Annotated in this window: 10 protein-coding genes; all 10 read left to right on the forward strand. The window is 63.6% G+C overall.

Going from position 1 to position 19,606, the window contains the following annotated elements:
- Positions 1–97 precede the first annotated feature (97 nt).
- The 10 genes from BMAGN_RS00030 (at position 98) to BMAGN_RS00075 (ending at position 19,597) form a co-directional block, all read left to right on the forward strand.
- On the forward strand, positions 98–4,426 hold the full coding sequence (locus BMAGN_RS00030) for a PD-(D/E)XK nuclease family protein (protein ID WP_238548721.1): 4,329 nt from the start codon (positions 98–100) through the stop codon (positions 4,424–4,426).
- The gene (locus BMAGN_RS00035; protein ID WP_022859864.1) at positions 4,423–8,553 is read left to right on the forward strand and encodes an ATP-dependent DNA helicase; all 4,131 of its coding nucleotides are present in this window, start codon (positions 4,423–4,425) and stop codon (positions 8,551–8,553) included. The genes BMAGN_RS00030 and BMAGN_RS00035 overlap by 4 nt, the downstream gene beginning before the upstream one ends.
- Before the next feature lie 37 nt (positions 8,554–8,590).
- Positions 8,591–9,295, forward strand: a complete 705-nt coding sequence (locus BMAGN_RS00040; RefSeq protein WP_022859865.1) for a GNAT family N-acetyltransferase — start codon at positions 8,591–8,593, stop codon at positions 9,293–9,295.
- Between the two features lie 52 nt (positions 9,296–9,347).
- A complete protein-coding gene (locus BMAGN_RS00045) occupies positions 9,348–10,745 on the forward strand; it encodes an MFS transporter (protein ID WP_022859866.1) in 1,398 nt (465 codons plus the stop codon).
- A 104-nt stretch (positions 10,746–10,849) separates the two neighbouring features.
- Positions 10,850–11,596 carry a 4-hydroxy-tetrahydrodipicolinate reductase gene (gene dapB, locus BMAGN_RS00050; protein ID WP_022859867.1) on the forward strand — a complete coding sequence of 249 codons (747 nt, stop codon included), beginning with the start codon at positions 10,850–10,852 and terminating at the stop codon, positions 11,594–11,596.
- Between the two features lie 59 nt (positions 11,597–11,655).
- Positions 11,656–12,561 carry a 4-hydroxy-tetrahydrodipicolinate synthase gene (dapA, locus tag BMAGN_RS00055; RefSeq protein ID WP_022859868.1) on the forward strand — a complete coding sequence of 302 codons (906 nt, stop codon included), beginning with the start codon at positions 11,656–11,658 and terminating at the stop codon, positions 12,559–12,561.
- A 125-nt stretch (positions 12,562–12,686) separates the two neighbouring features.
- Positions 12,687–14,621, forward strand: a complete 1,935-nt coding sequence (locus BMAGN_RS00060) for a ribonuclease J (protein ID WP_022859869.1) — start codon at positions 12,687–12,689, stop codon at positions 14,619–14,621.
- Between the two features lie 130 nt (positions 14,622–14,751).
- Positions 14,752–17,379, forward strand: a complete 2,628-nt coding sequence (gene pepN / locus BMAGN_RS00065) for an aminopeptidase N (protein ID WP_022859870.1) — start codon at positions 14,752–14,754, stop codon at positions 17,377–17,379.
- A 163-nt stretch (positions 17,380–17,542) separates the two neighbouring features.
- The gene (glmM, locus tag BMAGN_RS00070; protein ID WP_026502033.1) at positions 17,543–18,922 is read left to right on the forward strand and encodes a phosphoglucosamine mutase; all 1,380 of its coding nucleotides are present in this window, start codon (positions 17,543–17,545) and stop codon (positions 18,920–18,922) included.
- A 9-nt stretch (positions 18,923–18,931) separates the two neighbouring features.
- Entirely contained in the window at positions 18,932–19,597 is a 666-nt protein-coding gene (locus tag BMAGN_RS00075; protein ID WP_022859872.1) for a peptide deformylase, read from the forward strand.
- The last annotated feature ends 9 nt before the right edge of the window (positions 19,598–19,606 follow it).

Raw genomic sequence — 19,606 nt, forward strand, 5'->3', positions numbered from 1 at the left:
TCTTGATTCGAGAGTGATACATTCCGCACTTGCCGCCTCCGATCGAGTAGGCTGGCAGTGGTTTTCGATTACGGTACGGCGGACGAAGGGAACGGACGTGACTGAATCCGGAATAAACGAACTTTTGACGGACATATTGGACGCGGCGCCCGCGCAACGTGGCGCTGCGGGGAACACGGTACTGATTACGGGCGCGCCTGCGTCAGGGAAAAGTGAAGCCGCGTTCCGTGCGCTTGTGGCGTGCGTGAAACGGTTCGGAGAATCGAACGTGGTCATGACCGTCGCCAACCGTCAGCTGGCCGACCAATATTCCGACCGCCTGATCCGCGAACTCGGTTCCGTCAGCCAGGCGAGGCCCGTCACCACACTGAATGCCGTCGCGTTCCGCATGCTGTCCGACTATGGCAATCTGGCCGGCAAAAAGCCGCCGCGACTGCTGAACGGCGCCGAACAGGACGCGCTGATCCGGCAAGTGCTCGCCGTGCACGTGCAGCACGCGATGACGGGCGATTTGTGTGCGACTTGCGAGCTGCTGCGCGAATATTTCGCCACCGACACGTGGGCCGGCATTGTGCGTGAACAGGACGATTCCGGATTGACGGGAGAGACGGTCCAACTGTCGGCCACTACGGAAACGCTGCTCACGCAAGGCATGAACGAAGCGTTCGTCATGCAGCTTCGCGACATGATCGCGCGCATGAACGAACTCGATGCCACGAACCCTTACGAATATTTGGAGGCCACGGAAAACGCGGGGTTGCGCGGTGAACGCCTGCGCATCCAATGGAAACTTGCGTTCGCATTGCGCAAGGAATACGACGAGCGCATCGCTGTCACGTATCCCGACGAATACCGGCTCGATTCGTCGCGTCTGCTCGCGTCGGCCGCGCATGTGGTCGACCGTGTGCCGCATTTGCCAAACGCGCTTGTCGTGGACGACGTGCAGGACGTGACGCTGTCGGGATTCATGTTGCTGCGCACGCTGCACCATGCCGGTGTACAGATCGTGTGCACGGGCAACGCCGACGAGTCGGTGCAAACGTTCCGCGGCTCATACCCCGAGTATGTGCTCAACCATGTGGTGGGGGAGCTCGGCGCCAAAGTGGTGGAAGTGGCGCCAAAGAGCGCGGCGCAAAGTGATGGTGGACAGGCCGTTGGTGACGGGGCATCGATGCTTGAAACCGTGGAAAGCCGCGTGAGCCTGTCGATCACCTCGCCCGAAGAGACGGTGGACGCCGCGATTCCCAAGCGCGCGGGCAAGCTGCCCGTGGTGCCGGGCTCGTGGCCGATCGAAACGCTGGCCGCGGACGACGCGCGGCGCGGCGATGGCAGTGTGCGCACAAGCCAGTTCAAGTCGGCGCGCGAAGAACTCGACACCGTGGTCTGGCAGATCAAAACGCAGCATTTGGCCGGACCGGAAGCATTGCGCGACTGGAACGCGATGGCCGTGATCATGCACGACAACGATGCGATCCGCGCGCTTGGCGAACGCCTGCGCGCGGACGGCGTTCCCGTACGCTATTCCTCGGTGACCAAACCGCTCAAGGACGAACCGTTCGTACAGGGCTTGTTCAGCCTCATCGAGCTCGCCCAATTGCGCAACGCCCCGCACGAGTCGCGCGATCCGCGCGAGCTGGCCGGCTACGTGCGCAAGCGCGTGGAACAGTTGGCCGCGAGCCCGCTCGTGGCGGCCAATGCGCGGCCGCTGCAATTGCATGCGATCGACGCCGCCATGGACGCGCTCGGTTCGCTTGCGCAAGTGTTGGAACGGCCGGGGGAGCCCAGGGTGCTGCCGCAAGAGCCAGAAGCGGAGCAAGAAGCGCCGGAAGCGCCAGACGCCCGGCCGCAGGAATCTGCCGAGCATGCGGACGACCCAGACGCCCCGCAAGCCGCCGCCACATTGCCCGCGATCATCGAGCAGTGGAACACGCTGCAGGCCGCGCTGCTGCGCGACCAGCCGCAAGACGGTCCCGTCATCATCGACATGTCGGGCGCACATGACCCGGCCAGCAGATCGTTGCCGTTCGGCCGTGACGCGATGCTCATCCTGCTCGCCTGCTCGGGCGGCACCGACATTCTAGACGCCGTGAACGCCGTCTATGGCGCCGACGCGGCCGAAGACAATCCGCAGATGCGCGCCTTCGTACACCTGTGGAGCCTCGTGGACGAGCTGGCCGCGCGCTTGCGGGCGTTGCGCGCCCCGCAGCCGCAGTTCGCGCTTATGGACGCGTGGGAAGTGTGCGCGGTAGCTGAAGATTGGCAAACGCAGGCGCTGCTCAACACACAGGCCGGCCGCGACGCCAACGACCGTCTCGACACGGCCATGCGCCTGTTCGAATACGCACAAGGCGCCGACCAGTCGGGCACGATCACCACCTTCATCGATCACGTGCGCCAACTGCAAATCGAAGCCGATTCGCTTGCGAAAACCGCGCCCATCGACTCGGCCGTCACGCTCACCACGCCCGCCGGCGCCGCGGGACGCCACTGGCCCGTTGTCTGGCTGCCCGGCGTGCAACAAGGCGTGTGGCCGAATCTTGTGCCGCGCAACACGATGTTTGGCGGCGAAGACCTCGTGGACGTGCAACTGTATGGCACGTTGGACGAGCAGCGTGAAGCGCAGCGCGGCGTCAGCGACCTCAAATTGCGTGAAGTGCTGGCCGGCGAGCAGAAAAGCTTCCTTGTGGCGCTTACCAGGGCCGAGGCGGACGTGCGCGTCAGCGCCGTGATCAACGACGAGGAAGCCCCTTCGGACTTCCTCTACACATACTTGCCCGAATGGTACAACCGCGCGCGCGACGGCGAACCCGAAACGCGCGTGTACTGGACCGACAACGCCGTGCCCGAAACCGCGCAAGCGCAGCCCGACTCCAATGGCAACAGCGAACTGGACGCGGTGCTCGCCGACACCACGCTGAATGCGGACATGCGCGGCCTTGTGGCGTTGGCGCGAGAAATCATCACGACGCGCGATCCCGGCGCCCCCGAATACGAGGATGCGCTCGATACGCTCGCACTGCTCGCCGACCATGGCGTTGCCGCCGCGGATCCATCCACGTGGCAGTTCATGCCGGCAGTTCCGAGCGATGTGGCGAACGCGAACGATGCGAGCGCCGCGCCCTCCGGGACCGACGCGCCCCCCGTAACTGCCATACCCGCTGCCGCATCGCACCAGTCCTTGCACGTGACGTTGTCGCCGTCCAATGTGGACAGCATCTGGGGATGCCCCGTGTGCTGGCTTATGGAATCGCGCTTCGCAGGACCGCAAGTCTCCAAGGTGTCGATGGCGTTCGGCAGCATCATCCACGAAGTCGCCGAATACGGCGCGCGCGAACATTTCGACGATCCGCAATTCCTCGCCGACGAGCCGGACCTTACCAAACGCATCACGGCCATCTACGAGCTGCTGCTCGCGCATTACGAGACGCAACGCCTCGATCCCGAACAAATCGAGGATCCCGAAGAACAGTTCCAGGCGCTGCGCCGCGACGCGCAGGCGCGCACGATGCTCCTCAATATCGCATGGTATTTCGTCATGTCGAACGAGCCCGCATATTTGGCGAACAACCATGACAAGTTCGAAGTCGGCACGCTCGAATCTTCCGATCCCGAACGCCAGTTCTCGGCGTCCTTCACGTTGCACGACATTCTCGACGCCTACAACGCGATCCCGTCGCTGCATACGCCCGTCACGGCCGACGAACTCGTGGCGCTGATGCGGTTCACGCTGGGAGAGGCCGGCGGCGAGGGCTGGCCCGACGGATACGATCCGAAACTGTCCGTACATTTGAGCGGCCGCATGGACCGGCTCGAGCGCCGCGTCACCGCATCGGGCGCACAAACCGTGCGGTTGATCGACTACAAAACGGGCGCCAGTTTCTCCACGGAACGCCAGTTCAACGACTTGCAGCTCGTGTGCTACCAGCTGGGACTCGCGTTCAGCGACGCGACACCGTTGCGCGGGTCCGCCGCGATCCGCAGGATGCCGAATATCGCGCAGTCGGACCTGTTTTTCGTGCGCGACTATGACGCGCCCGCTTCCTACTACAGCCAGCCGGAAGGCGTGTTCCAGCCGCCGCTGTTCGACCCGGCGACGGGCTCGCTCAATAGTGCGACTCCCGTCGACCGCTACTATCTGAAAGATCCCGTGAACCGACTGTTCTACAAGAAAACGGGACTCGACTTCACGGCCAGGCCCGAGGGCGTGCGCGAGGAGGTCTGGAACGAGTTCACAGGACTGCGCGCCACACTCGCCATCTGGTCGCTCGCGATGATCGCGCGCGTCTATTACGCGGCCTGCGCGGTCCGGTCGACCGACATTCTCGCGTACCCCCAGCCGTACCACATGTCACGGTGCCGTCTGCACGACCTGTGCCCGGCGTGCGCCCGCGCCATCGCCACCGTCTATGAAACGAAGGAACTATGAGCAAGACTCCAACCCCGGAACAGTCGCATATTGTGCAAGCCCCGCTGCGCGACGATGTCGTGGTCGTCGCGGGCGCCGGTTCCGGCAAAACATACACGATGACGGAACGTATCATCTATTTGATCAACCACGGCGCGCGTCCGCAACAGATCCTCGGCCTCACGTTCACGAACAAGGCGGCGGCCGAGCTGCTCAGCCGCGTGAGCATGGCCGTGGCCGCCAACCGCAAGAACATGTCCGTGCCGTCGTTCCTGCAGCCCGACGTGATGACGTACGACGCGTTCTTCCAAGGCATCATCCGCCAGTACGGGCTGCTTGTCGGATTCGACCAGACGATGCAACCCGTCAGCGACGTGGCCGCCATGCAAATCATTGCGGATGTCGTGGAGGATTCGCGCGACCTGATTCTCGAAAACGCGCAACTGTTTTCCACGAAAACGGGAGAGTTGCAGGACTTCCTGACGATCGTCCACGACGTGTACACGCTGTCGACGAATATCGCGAACGCGATGATCGGCGAAGGCTGCGACACGATGGAGGCGGCCATCCAAAAAATCCGCGCATGGGACGACGCGTGGGTCACGCAACTCGACCGCGTGATCGGCGAACGCAAATTCGTGGACGACAGCGAATTTGAAGCCGAACACGGCAAGGCGCCCAGCAAACCGCGCGGCAAAAACGCGAAGGACCCGGGCAAACAGGACGAGTACCGCCAGGCTGCGCACGAATACCAGGCGCTCAAGGCGGCGCAGCGCGCGATCAACCATCTGTTTGAGATGCGCGACGCGACGGCGCGGCGCAACCTGCTGCTCGAATTCGTCGAAGCGTACCAGAACGAGAAAAAGCGTCGGCACGTGGCCGAATTCTCGGACTTCACGGTCGCGGCGTTCCAGCTCGTCTCGCGCTTCCCGTCCATTGGCGAACGCTACCGTTCGCGCTACACGCACGTGCTGCTCGACGAATACCAGGACACGTCCACCACGCAGGCCAACCTGCTGACCAAACTGTTCCATATTTCCGACAAGGAACGTTCGGCGTTAAGCGCCGTCGGCGACCCGTTCCAGTCGATTTACGGATGGCGCGGTGCCAGCGCGGGCGCGTTCCGCATGCTGCAACGCTCGCTCGATCTGCCGGCCACCCAGGAGCCGTACGCGATTACGCACACGCGGCGCAACCTGCCGACCGTGCTGCAGGCCGCCAACAACCTGACCGTGCAATTGCGCCGCGCGCCCGGCAAAATTAGCAGCGCCGCCGTGCAGGAAGTGGACGTGCAACAACTCAAACCCGTCAATACGGCGGCCTCGGGCACCGTGGGCGTGCTCGGCTACGAGACGGCCGGCGAACAGGTCGACGGCGTCGTACGGTTCGTGAAACAGGCGCTCGCCGCTTACCATGACCGTGTGGAACGCGGGGAAGAGGAACCCGTGTCCGGCGCTCCCGTGGCCATTTTGGGTCGCGGCAACAAAGAGCTCGCCGTGTTCCTCGACGCGTTGCGCGAAGCGGGCATTCCCGCGCGCATCTACGGCTATTCCGCGCTGCTCGACATGCCCGAAGTGGTGGACACGCTCGCGTTGCTGAGCGTGGTGGCGTTCCACACGGACTCGAATCCGCTCATGCGCCTGCTTGCCACACCGCGCTTCGGGTTGAGCTCCAAGGATTTGCGCGCGCTCGCCGAACTGGCCGAACATGTGAACACGGACTACCGCTACCGCGCGCTTGTGCAAGCCGGGCTCGTGCCGACCGGCGTGGAGGAGTACCAGACGCGCGCGAAACTCGTGCGCCAGTACTGCGACCGTGTGGCCAACGCCGTGTTCCTTGTGGACGTGCTTATGCGCGACGACGTGGAAGCGTTGCTGCATGACCAAAGCGAGCTGAGCGAGCGCGGCCAGTGCGCCGTATTGCAAGTGGCGGCCATGATCCGGCGCGTGCAGGAATCGATGTACGGATCGGTGGCCAACACCGTGCGCACGGCCGCACAGGCGCTTGAACTCGACATCGACACCGTGGTGGCGGCCTCGTTGCGTTCGCGCTCGCATGTGAACCCGAGTGTGGCGCGCGGCGCCGTGGAAGGGCTTGTGGAGCTTGTGACCACCTATACGAACGAGTTGCCGGCCGACTTGCGGCCCACGTTGCGCGGCTTCCTCGTCTGGGTGCGTTCCTTGGGACGCGCGAGCGTATCGATGGACGACGGCGGCGCGGGCGACATCGCCTACGCCGACGAGACGCCCGAAGTCGAGCTCATGACGATCCACAAGGCCAAAGGCTTGCAATGGGAGGCCGTGGCGATCGTCAATCTTAAGCGCGACAAGTTCCCGTCCAGCAGCGCCACCAGCGGCACGCTGTCGATCAACCGCATGACGCGGCGCGGTGAAAACCATCTGGTGGACGCCGAAGATCCCGCCACGGGCGAGACGCGCGAATATTACGAGAAAGGCGACTACGCGTGGGTGGCCGACGCGAGCGAAGCGACCGTGCCGGGACCCGACGCCGACTGGGACGCGCCCGACTATGACGTGAACGCGCCGTCATGGCTCGACGACTCCACCTCGGTGCCCAATCCCGTGCGCGTGGACTCGGCCATTTTGCCGGCCTTCCCGGCGCGCGCCGACAGCGACGACGCGATCGAGGCGTTGGACGCGATGAAAAGCGCGTCCCTGATCGATGCGGAGGTGAGCAACGTGTTGGGGCCGTTCCGCGACGTGCTCGGCACCGACGAATTCGCGGCCGAACTGCAAAAGCATTTCTACATGACCCAAGAGCAGGAGACGGGCCGCACGAAGCTCGCCGAGGAACGCCGCCTCATGTATGTGGCGCTGACACGCGCCAAATACGAGGCGCTGCTCACGTTCGCACAAGAATCCAATTTGGACGCCGAGCCTGAACCGACGGAAAGCTATTTGCGCGACGACAACGGCAAAGACTATATTGGCGCGTTCTCCTCGCTGTTCTGGATGGAAACCTTCGAATCGATGCGTTACGAAAACCAGCCGCGCGCATGGACGCCGACCAACATTCGTGAGGCGCAAGACGCGCAGCACACCACGCCGGCCAGCCTCGGCTGGAAACTGCCCGTCGGCTATTTCATCGGCGACGACGCGCAAACCTTCATGAACCGCGTGGTCGGCGACGCATGGAACGCGCCCGCCACCACTCGCGAACACGACAGCACGTTGCCGTGGCCGTTCAATCTTGAACAGCGCATTGAACAAGCATTGGCGCGTTCTGCGGACCACGCCCGCCAGGCGCGGCGCAAAGCGGAGGAGACCGCGCCCGCGGTACCAGCCGCCAATGCCAAGCGCAACAGCCTGCTGCACCGGGCGCAGGAACTGCTCGCCGACGCGGACCTTACAAGCGCCGTGGCGCAGGATCTCGATGAATCCGTGTACCGGCGCGCGATCAGCGCGTTGCGCAGCCAGCGGTTCAAAGTCACGTCGCTGCAACAAATGGACAAAGACCAACGCGAGTATTTCCGCTCGATCGTGCGCCCCGTCCCGTCGATCTCCTCGCCGCAGGCGCTCGCCGGCACGCGTTTGCACGCGTGGGCCGAACGTTTCCTGCTGGCCGGCCCTGACACGGGCGTCACGCGAGAGGAACTTATGGCCAATATCGGCCATGAACAGTCGAGCGGCGACAAGCGCGCCGACCAGCGCTATGAACAATGGCAGCGGCGCCTCGTGGACTCGCGCTGGGCGCGTCGCACGGTGGTGAGCGCCGAGCGCAGTATTGTCATGGCGCTGCCGCTTGAAGAAATCGCGGCCGACGCCACCGAGGAAGAACGGCGCGCGTTGCAGGGGCTCAACGAAATCGTGCCCGGCAAACTCGACGCCGTATTCGCGGGCGGACTCGACGAATCGGACGAGACGAAACTGTTCACGATCGTCGATTGGAAAACGGGACGCAAACCCACCGAAGAAGCGGACATTGCCGAAAAATTGCGCCAGCTCGACCTGTACCGTCTGCTATTGGCTTCAATCGAGCATGTTGATTTGGAACGCATTGACGCCACGCTCTACTATCTAAGTGAAGCGCAAGCGCGGCGCCGCGAGATCCACGCGCTGCCCAAGAGCCGCGCGCAAATCCTGCGGGAATTGCGCCAATGGATCCCGCAACCTTCGGACAACGACTAAGCGGCGGCGCACACCAATCGATATGTGGGGGATGCACATGAGCGAGTCCATACAAGAAGAAGTCAGTTTCCGCACGGTCGGCTGGGACGATCTCGACATGATCACCGCGGCCTTCGACCGCGTCTGGCCGCAGGTGGGCGAGCTTGACGGCACTCCGACAGGCGCGCTGCTCGCGCGATACAACGCGCTGCACTACATGTCGCTGACCACCACGGGCAAGATCGCGCTCGTGAACAACGGCGCCGGATTCAACGAGGACGGTGACGGCGAGTTCGCGGGCGTATGCCTCGTGCGCGTGTTCGGCCAGCCGCAACTGTTCCCGCAAGCCGAAGCGGCCATGGAAGAGATGCGCCCGCTGATCGCGGCCAACCCGCGCGGCCGTCTCGCGCTCGACAGCCTTGAAGGCGTCTTCTGGCGCAACGAACGTTACCTCGAAGAGAACAATGATTCCAACAATCCGGACAACAACCAGGCCGAACTCGAGCTGTTCATGGTGTCGCCCGACGTGCGTGGCATGGGAGTTGGCGGCACGCTGTGGCGCGACATGATGGACACGTTGCGCGCGGCCGGCGCGCACGCCTTCTACTTGCACACGGGATCGGACTGCGACTATTCGTTCTACGAATACAAGGGGCTCGAGCGCACGGCCGAACGCTTCCACGCCGACCATCCCGAGGACAACGACGAGCCTTATTTGCCGCCCGTCGACATGTTCATTTACCGCGGTGTGGTGGCGGACTGATAGGTTGGCTCATATAACCCGCATATAACAACTGTGCAAGGAACCGGCTTGTATGCAGACTGACATGACCAAACCCCGTTCGCCCTACGTGCGCATGTTCGCGTTGCCCGGAGCCAAAGCGTTTTGCGAATCCGCCGCCATCGCGAGGCTCCCGCTTTCCATGATGAGCCTCGGCATAGTGCTGGCGCTCAACCGCATGTACAACAACTGGACGATCGCGGGCGCGATGAGCGCCTGCTACATTCTGGCCGTGGCCGCCGTCACGCCGCTGTACGCGCGCATGTTCGACCGTCTGGGCCAGCGCAAGGTGGGCGTTCCGCTGCTTTCCGTACAAGTGGTGGTGATGTTCGCGTTCGCGTTCGCGGCGCTATTCCGCGTTCCCGTGGGCGTGCTGTTCGCGCTCGCCATCATCATGGGCGCCACACAGTTCTCGTTCGGCGCGCTGGTGCGCACGCGATGGGCCTACCTGTTGGAGCGCACGGACAACAACGAGCTGCTCGACACGGCCTACGCGTTCGAAGCGGCCGTCGATGAAATGGTGTTCATTCTCGGCCCGATTCTCGCGGCAACGCTGGCCACCTCCGTGCACCCCGTCTCGCAACTGTTCGTGCCGGCCGCGGCCGCGGCTATCGGTGGCGCCGTATTCTTCTCGCTCAAGGACAGCATGCCGCCCGTGCTGAAGCCCGTGGCCACGGAAGTCTCCAAGGCGAACGCGGAGGCGAAAACCGTGCCAGGCGCCGCAAGTGCGCACGGATCATGGGTATCCACGGGCGACGCCGCCGATGAAGCCCATGGCCTGGGACGCGGCGTGCTCGTCAAATCCCACAACAAGAGCACGCGCAACGTGCTGCTGCTCGCCGGCATTTTGCCGCTCATGCTCACGTTCCTCATTTTCAACATGAGCTTCAGCGCCTTCGACGTGTCGATCACGGCGGCCATGGAAGCCGCAGGACTGGAAAAGTTCCTCGGCATCCAGCTTGCGATGCTCGCGCTCGGCTCGCTGATCGGCGCCATGGTGTTCGGCTCGCGCGAACACCGCGGTTCCCATTGGCGGCGCATGGTGGTGTGCCTCGTGATTCTGGCCGCAGGCTTCATGGCCATGCACGCCGTCATGGACCATTTCATCGCGCTCGGCATTGTGGAAGTGCTCTCGGGCCTCGTGATCGCGCCGCTGCTGGCCACGGGCAACCTCATTGTCAAGGACACGGTTCCCGAACATTCGCTCACGGAGGGTCTGTCATGGTTGACGACCTTCAATTCCGTGGGCACGTCGCTCGGATCGATGATCGGCGGCGTGGTGCTCGACCATATCGACACGCACGCGGGATTGATGATGACGTGGGTGGTGGTCGTCGCATCCATTCCGTTCGCGCTGATCGGCTGGTTCGTGGTCTCGCGCAAGGACCGCCGGGAATTCACCACCACCGCCAGCGATGAGCGGCGCTGGTAACGGCAACAAAGCAGCGCATCGTCGGGACGGCGGAAGTGAGATGCGCCGACGGTTCCCGGCGCACGGTACGTCATAATGACAATCGACAGTAGGAAGGAACACCAATGATTCGAGTTTCTGTAGTAGGCGCCCACGGACGCATGGGGTCGCACGTCGTACAGGCCGTCAAGAACGCGCCCGACATGGAACTGGCGCTCGCGCTGGACGCGGGCGACGATCTCGCGCAGATCACGCCCGAGAACACGGACGTGGCCGTCGAATTCACCGTGCCGTCCGCGGCACTCGACAACGTGCTCGCGCTCGTCAAGCAGGGCGTGAACGTGGTAGTCGGCACCACGGGATGGACGGAAGACAAGCTCAACCAGGTGAGCGCCGCATTGACCGAGCGCCCGGCCCAAGGCGTGTTCATCGCGCCGAATTTCGCGATTTCCGCCGTGCTCGCCGACTATTTCGCCAAAATCGCGGCGCCCTATTTCGAGTCCGCCGAAGTCGTGGAACTGCACCATCCCGACAAGGTCGACGCGCCCAGCGGCACCGCCATCCATACGGCCCAGGCCATCGCCGCGGCCCGCGAGGCGGCCGGAATGGGACTCGTCCCGGACGCCACGCAGTCGGACAACGGTTCGCGCGGGGGAGTGGTTGACGGCATCCACATCCACGCCGTACGCTTGCGCGGACTGAACGCGCACGAAGAAGTGCTGTTCGGCAACGCGGGAGAACAGCTCGTGTTGCGCGCCGACAGTTTCGACCGTTCCAGCTTCATGCCGGGGGTATTGCTCGCCGTACGCAAGATGGCCGGCGACACATATCAGGGACTTACCGTCGGATTGGACAATTTCCTTGATTTATAACCGTCTGTAGGCTGAAATGAACGCGGTACCAGTCGTTACTGGCCGGTACCGTGAGAACTATGACTGACGGAACTATTCATCTTTTGGATCCCGCTCCATTCGGCAGGGTGATTCCCGCCATGGTGACGCCAATGACGCACACTGGTGCCGTTGATTTTGACGCCGCGCAGCGCGTTGCCAAACAGCTGGTCAATGACGGCGCGGACGGCATCCTGGTGAATGGAACAACCGGCGAATCGCCCACCACGCATATGGAAGAAAAGGTGTCGCTGGTCAAAGCCGTCAAGGAAGCCGTGTCGGTGCCGGTCATCTCCGGCGCCGGATCCAACGATACGGCGCATACCGTTCGAATGGTGGAGCAAACACAGGAAGCGGGCGCCGACGCGGTGCTCGTCGTGTGCCCCTACTATTCACGTCCATCCCAAGAAGGCATTTTCTGCCATTACCAGGCCGTCGACCAGTCCGCCGACAAGCCGATTATCGTCTACGACGTTCCCGGCCGCACCGGAGTGAAAATCGCTCTGGAAACCTACCGTCGCCTTGCGGAGCTGGAACATGTCACCGCCGTGAAAGACGCCACGGGAGACATCGCCGGGGCCGTGCGCAAGCATCTGGAAACGGGCCTGACCTGGTATTCGGGCGACGACGCGCTCTACCTACCCTTCCTTTCCATCGGCGCGGTAGGCGTGATCTCCGTAGCGGCCCATGCGGCCGCCGGCCCCATGGCGTTGCTGGCCGAAGCGTTCGACAATGGGGACATTGAACAAGCCCAGCACATCGCCCGCGACATCGCCCCGGTTATTGAAGCCATGAACGGCACGGGTTTCCAGGCCGTGATGGCCAAGGCGGCGCTTCATGAACGCGGCCTGATCGACAGCACCACCATGCGCCTGCCGAATGTCGGCCCGAACGACGCGCAGCTCATCGCCATGCATGAGGCGCTCGCGGACGCGCATCTGCTGTAATTCGCACGCAAGGCATTGGCGGCCCGCATTGCCGGGCCCCATATCATGCCGTCACAAGGGATGGATTCCAAGACCCCGCCACGCTCATAGGGGCGTGGCAACCAAAGAGAATCCAGATATAGGAAATGAAAGAAACACAACATAAAGGCACTCGCAAGACCACGCGTTCCGCTGCCCAAGGCGGACCCAAAGCCAAGCGCGGCCTGGCCCACAAGAACTCGCGCACGGTAACGGCCGGCAAGCGCGGCACCGTCCACAAGCACCTGCGCAACAAGGCCGCCGTGCACCGCAATGCCGTCGGCAAGAAGTCGGCGCAGACGCGCACGATCGTGGCTTCCGATACGCGCAACATCAAGCGCGTGGCCCCGCCGAAGTATCGCAAGGGCTCCATGCGCATCGTGCCGCTGGGCGGCCTGGGCGAAATCGGCCGCAACATGAACGTCATCGAGTACAACGGCCACCTGCTGCTGATCGACTGCGGCGTGCTGTTCCCTGAAGAGGAGCAGCCGGGCGTCGACCTGATCCTGCCCGACTTCAACTACATCAAGGACCGCCTTGACGACGTCGAGGCTCTCGTGCTCACGCACGGCCACGAAGACCACATCGGCGGCGTCCCGTACCTGCTCAAGCTGCGTCCGGACATCCCGCTGATCGGCTCCAAGCTCACGCTGGGCTTCGTGAAGGCCAAGTGCGAGGAGCACCGCCTCAACCCGACGCTTATCGAGGTCAAGGGCCGCGACAAGATGAAGGTCGGCCCGTTCCATCTCGAATTCGTCAGCGTCACGCACTCGATTCCGGACGCGCTCGCCGTATACGTCGAGACGCCGGCCGGCTCGCTGATCGACACGGGCGACATCAAGCTCGACCAGCTGCCGCTCGACCACCGCATCACCGACCTCGTGGAGTTCGGCAAGCTTGGCGAACGCGGCGTGGACCTGCTCATGATGGATTCCACGAACGCCGAGGTTCCGGGCTTCGTGAAGCCGGAAACCTCCATCGGCCCGGCGCTCGACCTCGCGTTCGCGCAGGCCACGCGCAAGATCATTGTCGCAAGCTTCTCGAGCCACGTGCACCGCGTGCAGCAGGTGGTGGACGCCGCCCACAAGTACGGCCGCAAGGTCGTGTTCGTCGGACGCTCCATGGTCCGCAACATGGCCATTGCCGCCGATCTGGGCTACCTGCACCTGCCGGAAGACACGGTGATCGACGTCAAGCAGGCGCACAACTATCCGGACGACAAGCTCGTCTACATGTGCACGGGCTCCCAGGGCGAGCCGCTGGCAGCGCTCGGCCGCATCGCCAACGGCACGCACCGCGACATCGAAATCAACGAGTTCGACACCGTGATCCTGGCCAGCTCGCTGATCCCGGGCAACGAGCACGGCGTGTACAAGGTCATCAACAAGCTCGTGCAGCGCGGCGCCCGCGTCGTCAACCGCGACAACGCCGCCGTGCACGTTTCGGGCCACTGCAACGAGGGCGAACTGCTGTACATGTACAACATCGTCAAGCCGAAGGCGGCCATGCCGATCCACGGCGAAAACCGCCATCTCGTGGCCAACGGCCTGCTTGCCGTGAAGACGGGCGTCAACCCGCAGAACGTGGTGCTCGCCGAGGACGGCGACGTGGTGGACCTCTACCACGGTCAGGCCGCTGTGGTCGGTTCCGTCCCGTGCGGCTACGTGTACGTGGACGGCGACTCCGTCGGCGAGCTGACGGAAGACGAACTCGAGAAGCGCCGTATTCTGGGCTCCGAAGGCTTCGTCTCCTGCTTCGCCGTGGTCGACACGGACTCTAAGCAGATCGTGTCGGGCCCGAAGATCTACCTGAACGCCGTGGCGGAAGACGAACGCGACTTCGAACGCGTGCGCGAGCAGATCGTCGAGCAGCTCGAGGACGCCATGCAGAACGGCGTCAAGGACACGCACCGCATGCAGCAGATCATGCGCCGCACGCTTGGCAGCTGGATTTCGCGCCAGCTGCGCCGCAAGCCGATGATCGTGCCCGTCGTGGCCGACATCGCCGCGGACATGGACGACATGGAGCACGAGCGCGACTAAGCGTCCGCCGCACCGTCAAAGGTGTATTCACCATAATTGAACCAACGAGACCGCCGCGGTTCGCACCAACTCCGTATTGCACGGAACCTGCGGGCCGCGGCGCTCATGAAGAAGAATAAGAAGGAGTGACATGCCTGGCGCAAACCTTACGCGCGTAGAAGCAGAAGAACGCAAGAGTATTGTGCGTGGACCGATGACGTACCACGTGGATTTGGACCTGACGCGTGGCCCGAAGAATTTCTTGTCCACCTCCACGATCGAATTCGGCGCACAACCGGGTTCTTCCACCTTCCTCGACCTGATCGCCAACGAAGTCAAGTCCGTGGTGCTCAACGGCAAGGAACTCGACCCGGCCGAAGTCTTCGCCGATAGCCGCATCCAGCTCGACAACCTGCTCGAGAAGAACACGGTGACGGTCAAGGCCGTCTGCCAGTACTCCACCACGGGCGAAGGCCTGCACCGCAGCGTCGACCCGTCCGACGGCAACGTCTACCTGTACTCCCAGTTCGAAGTGCCGGACGCGCGCCGCGTCTACGCCGTATTCGACCAGCCGGACCTCAAGGCCGTGTTCAACTTTACGGTAACCGCGCCGCAGTCCTGGATCGTCACCTCGAACCAGCCGCAGATCGCGTCCGAAGACCTTTCGGGCCAGACCGAAGACGGCACGATGGCCGAGAAGCCGAACGAGGGCATCAAGAAGGTCACGTTCTCCGCGACCCCCACGATGAGCTCCTACCTGACGGCCATCTGCGCCGGCCCGTACGCCGAATGGCACACGTCCTACGACAACGAGGACGGCCGTACCGTGCCGATGGCCATGTACTGCCGCCAGGCCCTCAAGGACGCCATGGCCAAGGACGTGGAATACCTGTTCGACATCACGAAGAAGGGTTTCGCCTTCTACGCCAAGACGTGGGGCGTGCCGTACCCGTACGCCAAGTATGACCAGATCTTCGTGCCGGAATACAACGCCGGCGCCATGGAGAACATCGGCATGGTCACGATCCGCGACTCCTACGTGTTCGAGTCCAAGGTGACCGACGCACTGGCCGAACGCCGCGTCGTGACCGTACTGCACGAGCTCGCCCACATGTGGTTCGGCGACTACGTGACGATGAAGTGGTGGAACGACCTGTGGCTCAACGAGTCCTTCGCCGAATTCATGAGCACGCTGTGCACCGCGGAAGCCACCGAATGGCATGACGCTTGGGCGACGTTCTGCTCCGGCGAGAAGAGCTGGGCCCTCGACCAGGACCAGCTGTCCACGACGCACCCGATCGTGGCGCCGATCAACGACCTGAACAACACCTACGTGAACTTCGACGGCATCACCTACGCCAAGGGCGCGTCCGTCCTCAAGCAGCTCGTGGCCTACGTGGGCCGCGACAAGTTCTTCGAGGGCATCAACCACTACCTGAACCGCTACACCTACTCGAACGCGACGCTCGCCGACCTGCTCGCCGAGCTCGAGGCCGCCTCGGGCCGCGACCTGAACACGTGGAGCAAGAAGTGGCTGGAAGAGGCCGGCATCAACACGATCAGCACGGAAATCACGTGCGACGACGACAACCTCATCACGTCGCTGGCGCTCAAGCAGACCGCGCCGACCGACCACAACGTGCTGCGTCCGCACTCGTTGGCAGTCGGCTTCTACAACGAGGATCCGGCCACGGGCAAGATCGTGCGCACGGACCAGATCTCGCTTGACGTGGACGGCGAGCGCATGCTCGTGGCCGCCGCGATCGGCCGACAGCGTCCGGCGTTCCTGCTGACGAACGACGACGACCTGACCTACACGAAGCTGCGCTTCGATGTGGATTCGCTCGAGTTCGCCTGCAAGAACCTGTACCGCTTCGACGACGCGCTGGCCCGCGCCGTGATCTGGCTGGCCCTGTGGGATATGACGCGCGACGGCGAACTGCCGGCGAAGAAGTTCATCACCACGACGCTCGCCATGCTCGCCACCGAAACCGAGTCCACGACGTTCCGTTACGCGCTGGCCGAGCTGTCCACGACCGTGCACCACTACACCGACCGCACCAAGCGCGACCAGATCGCCAAGTACGTGGCCGGCGAACTGTGGAAGCTGGCGGCCGCGGCTCAGCCGGGTTCCGACAACCAGTTCCAGCTCGTGGGCGCCTACCTGACTTACGGCACGCTGGGCGACGAGGAGTTCGTGGCCAACGTGCAGGGCCTGTTCGACGGCTCCGTGGTCCTCAACGGCCTCGACATCGACAACAACATGCGTTGGGCGCTGATTCACGCGCTCGCCGCCGTCGATGTGATGAGCAATGAGCAGATCAACGAGGAACTCGCCAAGCGCGACACCACGGAGAACCGCGAGTTCGCCTACGGCGCCAAGGCTGCGCGTGAAACCGCCAAGGCCAAGGCATGGGCTTGGGACCAGGCGTTGCACAACAACGACCTGACGAACTCCCAGCTCGAGCAGGTGGCCCGCGCCTTCTCGGGCTCCAGCACCGAGGAACTGGCTGATCCGTATGTGGCCAAGTACTTCGACGCCGCCACGTGGATCTGGAAGAACAAGACGTTCCACATGGCCGAAACGCTGATTGGCGACCTGTATCCGGTGGCTGCCGATCCGGCCGCGCTCGTGGAAGCGGGCGACGCCTGGCTGGCCGAGCACACGGACGCCGACAACGCGCTGCTGCGCATGGTCAAGGCGAATGTGGAGAACTCCCACCGTACGCGTATGGTGAGCGACTTCAACACGTCGCTGGACAACGATCTGGACAAGTGAGCCGGTTGTGACCAAGCGTCGCTGACCTAGCGATGGCCGGAGCGCCCTTTCGGGGGCGTCCCGGCTTTTCTTTTGCCGCCACAGTAATTGCGGCCAGTCGAGGCAATGGTGCGAGTAGTCTTGTGCGCTAGATGCGTTCAATTCAAGACAGTGAGGAAACACAATGCCACGAATGTTTGGTACCGATGGTGTGCGCGGTTTGGCGAATCGCGATTTGACGGCGCAGCTCGCGTTGGATTTGGGAGACGCGGCCGTGCGCGTGCTCGCCGACAATGACGGCCAGGGTTCCCAGGGCCGCCACCGCGCCCTGGTGGGCCGCGATACGCGCGTGTCCGGCGACTTTCTGGCGGCGGCGCTGTCCGCAGGCATGTCGGCGGGCGGCTTCGACGTGATCGACGCGGGCATCATCCCGACGCCGGGCGTCGCGTTCCTCACGAGCGTGCTCAATGTGGAGATGGGCGCCGTGATTTCCGCTTCCCACAATCCGATGCCCGACAACGGCATCAAGTTCTTCGCGCGCGGCGGCTTCAAGCTGCCCGACACGAAGGAAGACGAGATTGAAGCCGTGCTCGGCGAGGATTGGGAGCGTCCGACGGGCGCCGGCGTGGGCCGCATTTCCCATGACACGGTCACGGCCACGAACCTGTATATCGACCATCTCGTGTCCGCGATCGCGCCGCTGAACGAAGACAAGACGCAGCCCAAGCCGCTGCGCGGACTGAAGATCGTGGCCGACTGCGCCAACGGCGCCACCTCCGTGGTGGCCCCCGAGGCGTTGCGCCGCGCCGGCGCCGACGTGATCGTGATCAACGCGTCCCCGGACGGCTACAACATCAACAAGAACGCCGGTTCCACGCACCCCGAGCAGCTCCAGGCCATGGTGGTGGCTTCGGGCGCCGACATGGGCGTGGCGTTCGACGGCGACGCCGACCGCTGCCTGGCTGTGGACGAAGACGGCAACATGGTCAACGGCGACCAGATCATGGGCATTCTGGCGCGCGCCAAGATGCGCGAAGGCAAGCTCAACCACAACACGCTGGTCGTGACGGTCATGAGCAACCTCGGATTGAAGCTCGCCCTCAAGGACATGGGCATTGAAACCGTGGAAACGGGCGTGGGCGACCGCTACGTGCTCGAGGAGATGCTGCGCGGCGACTACTCGCTGGGCGGCGAACAGTCGGGCCACGTCATCAACCGCGAGTTCGCCACCACAGGCGACGGCACGCTTACCGCGCTGACGCTGTGCAACGAAGTGGTCAAGAGCGGCAAGAGCCTCAAGGAACTGGCCGCCGACTTCCCGCAGCTGCCGCAGACGCTAATCAACGTGCCGGACGTGGACAAGGCCGCCGCGAAGACGAACGAGGCCGTGCAGGCCGCCGTGGCAGCCGAAGAGGAGATTCTCGGCGACACGGGCCGCGTGCTGCTGCGCGCTTCGGGCACCGAGCCGCTCGTGCGCGTGATGGTGGAAGCCGCCACGCAGGAACAGTCCGACGAAGTGTGCGCACGCCTGGCCGAGGTTGTGGCGCGCGAACTCGCCCTGTAAGGAAGACGAATGTTTGGCAAGAACAGCAAAGTAGACATGGAACTCAACCGCGACGTGGAGCGGTTCCTGCACCAGTGCGCCAAGGAAAACGGCGGTTTGCTGCCCATTGTGCAGGCTGGCGAACCTGTGTTGCGCCAGCCCACCGTACCGTACACGGGCCAGCTCAGCAAAAAAACGATGGCCAAGCTCATCGAAGCCATGCGCGTGACGATGCTCGAGGCTCCCGGCGTGGGCCTGGCATCCACGCAGGTCGGTATCAACCTCTCGTTCGCCGTGCTTGAAGACCACACGAGCGAGGAGTATGCGGACGACCCGCGTGAATTCGCCGAATTCCCGTTCCATGTGATCATCAACCCGAGCTACGAGCCCGTCGAGGGCAGCGCGACCGCCGAATTCTTTGAAGGCTGCCTGTCGGTGGCCGGATGGCAGGCCGTACGCAAGCGTTACGTGGACATCATCGCGCGCTGGCAGGATGAGGACGGCGAGCGCCACGAGGAACACCTGCACGGATGGCCGGCGCGCATCTTCCAGCACGAAACCGACCATTTGAGCGGCGAACTGTATATCGACAAGGCCATCATCCGTTCGCTGACCAGCGACGAGAACCTCGACGACTACTGGATCGAGGATCCCGTGCCGACCGAAGCCGCGAAGGAGCTCGGATTCGAGCTGTAAAACGGCAGT

The sequence above is a fragment of the Bifidobacterium magnum genome, from assembly GCF_000741255.1.
GTDB classification, from domain to species: Bacteria; Actinomycetota; Actinomycetes; order Actinomycetales; family Bifidobacteriaceae; genus Bifidobacterium; species Bifidobacterium magnum.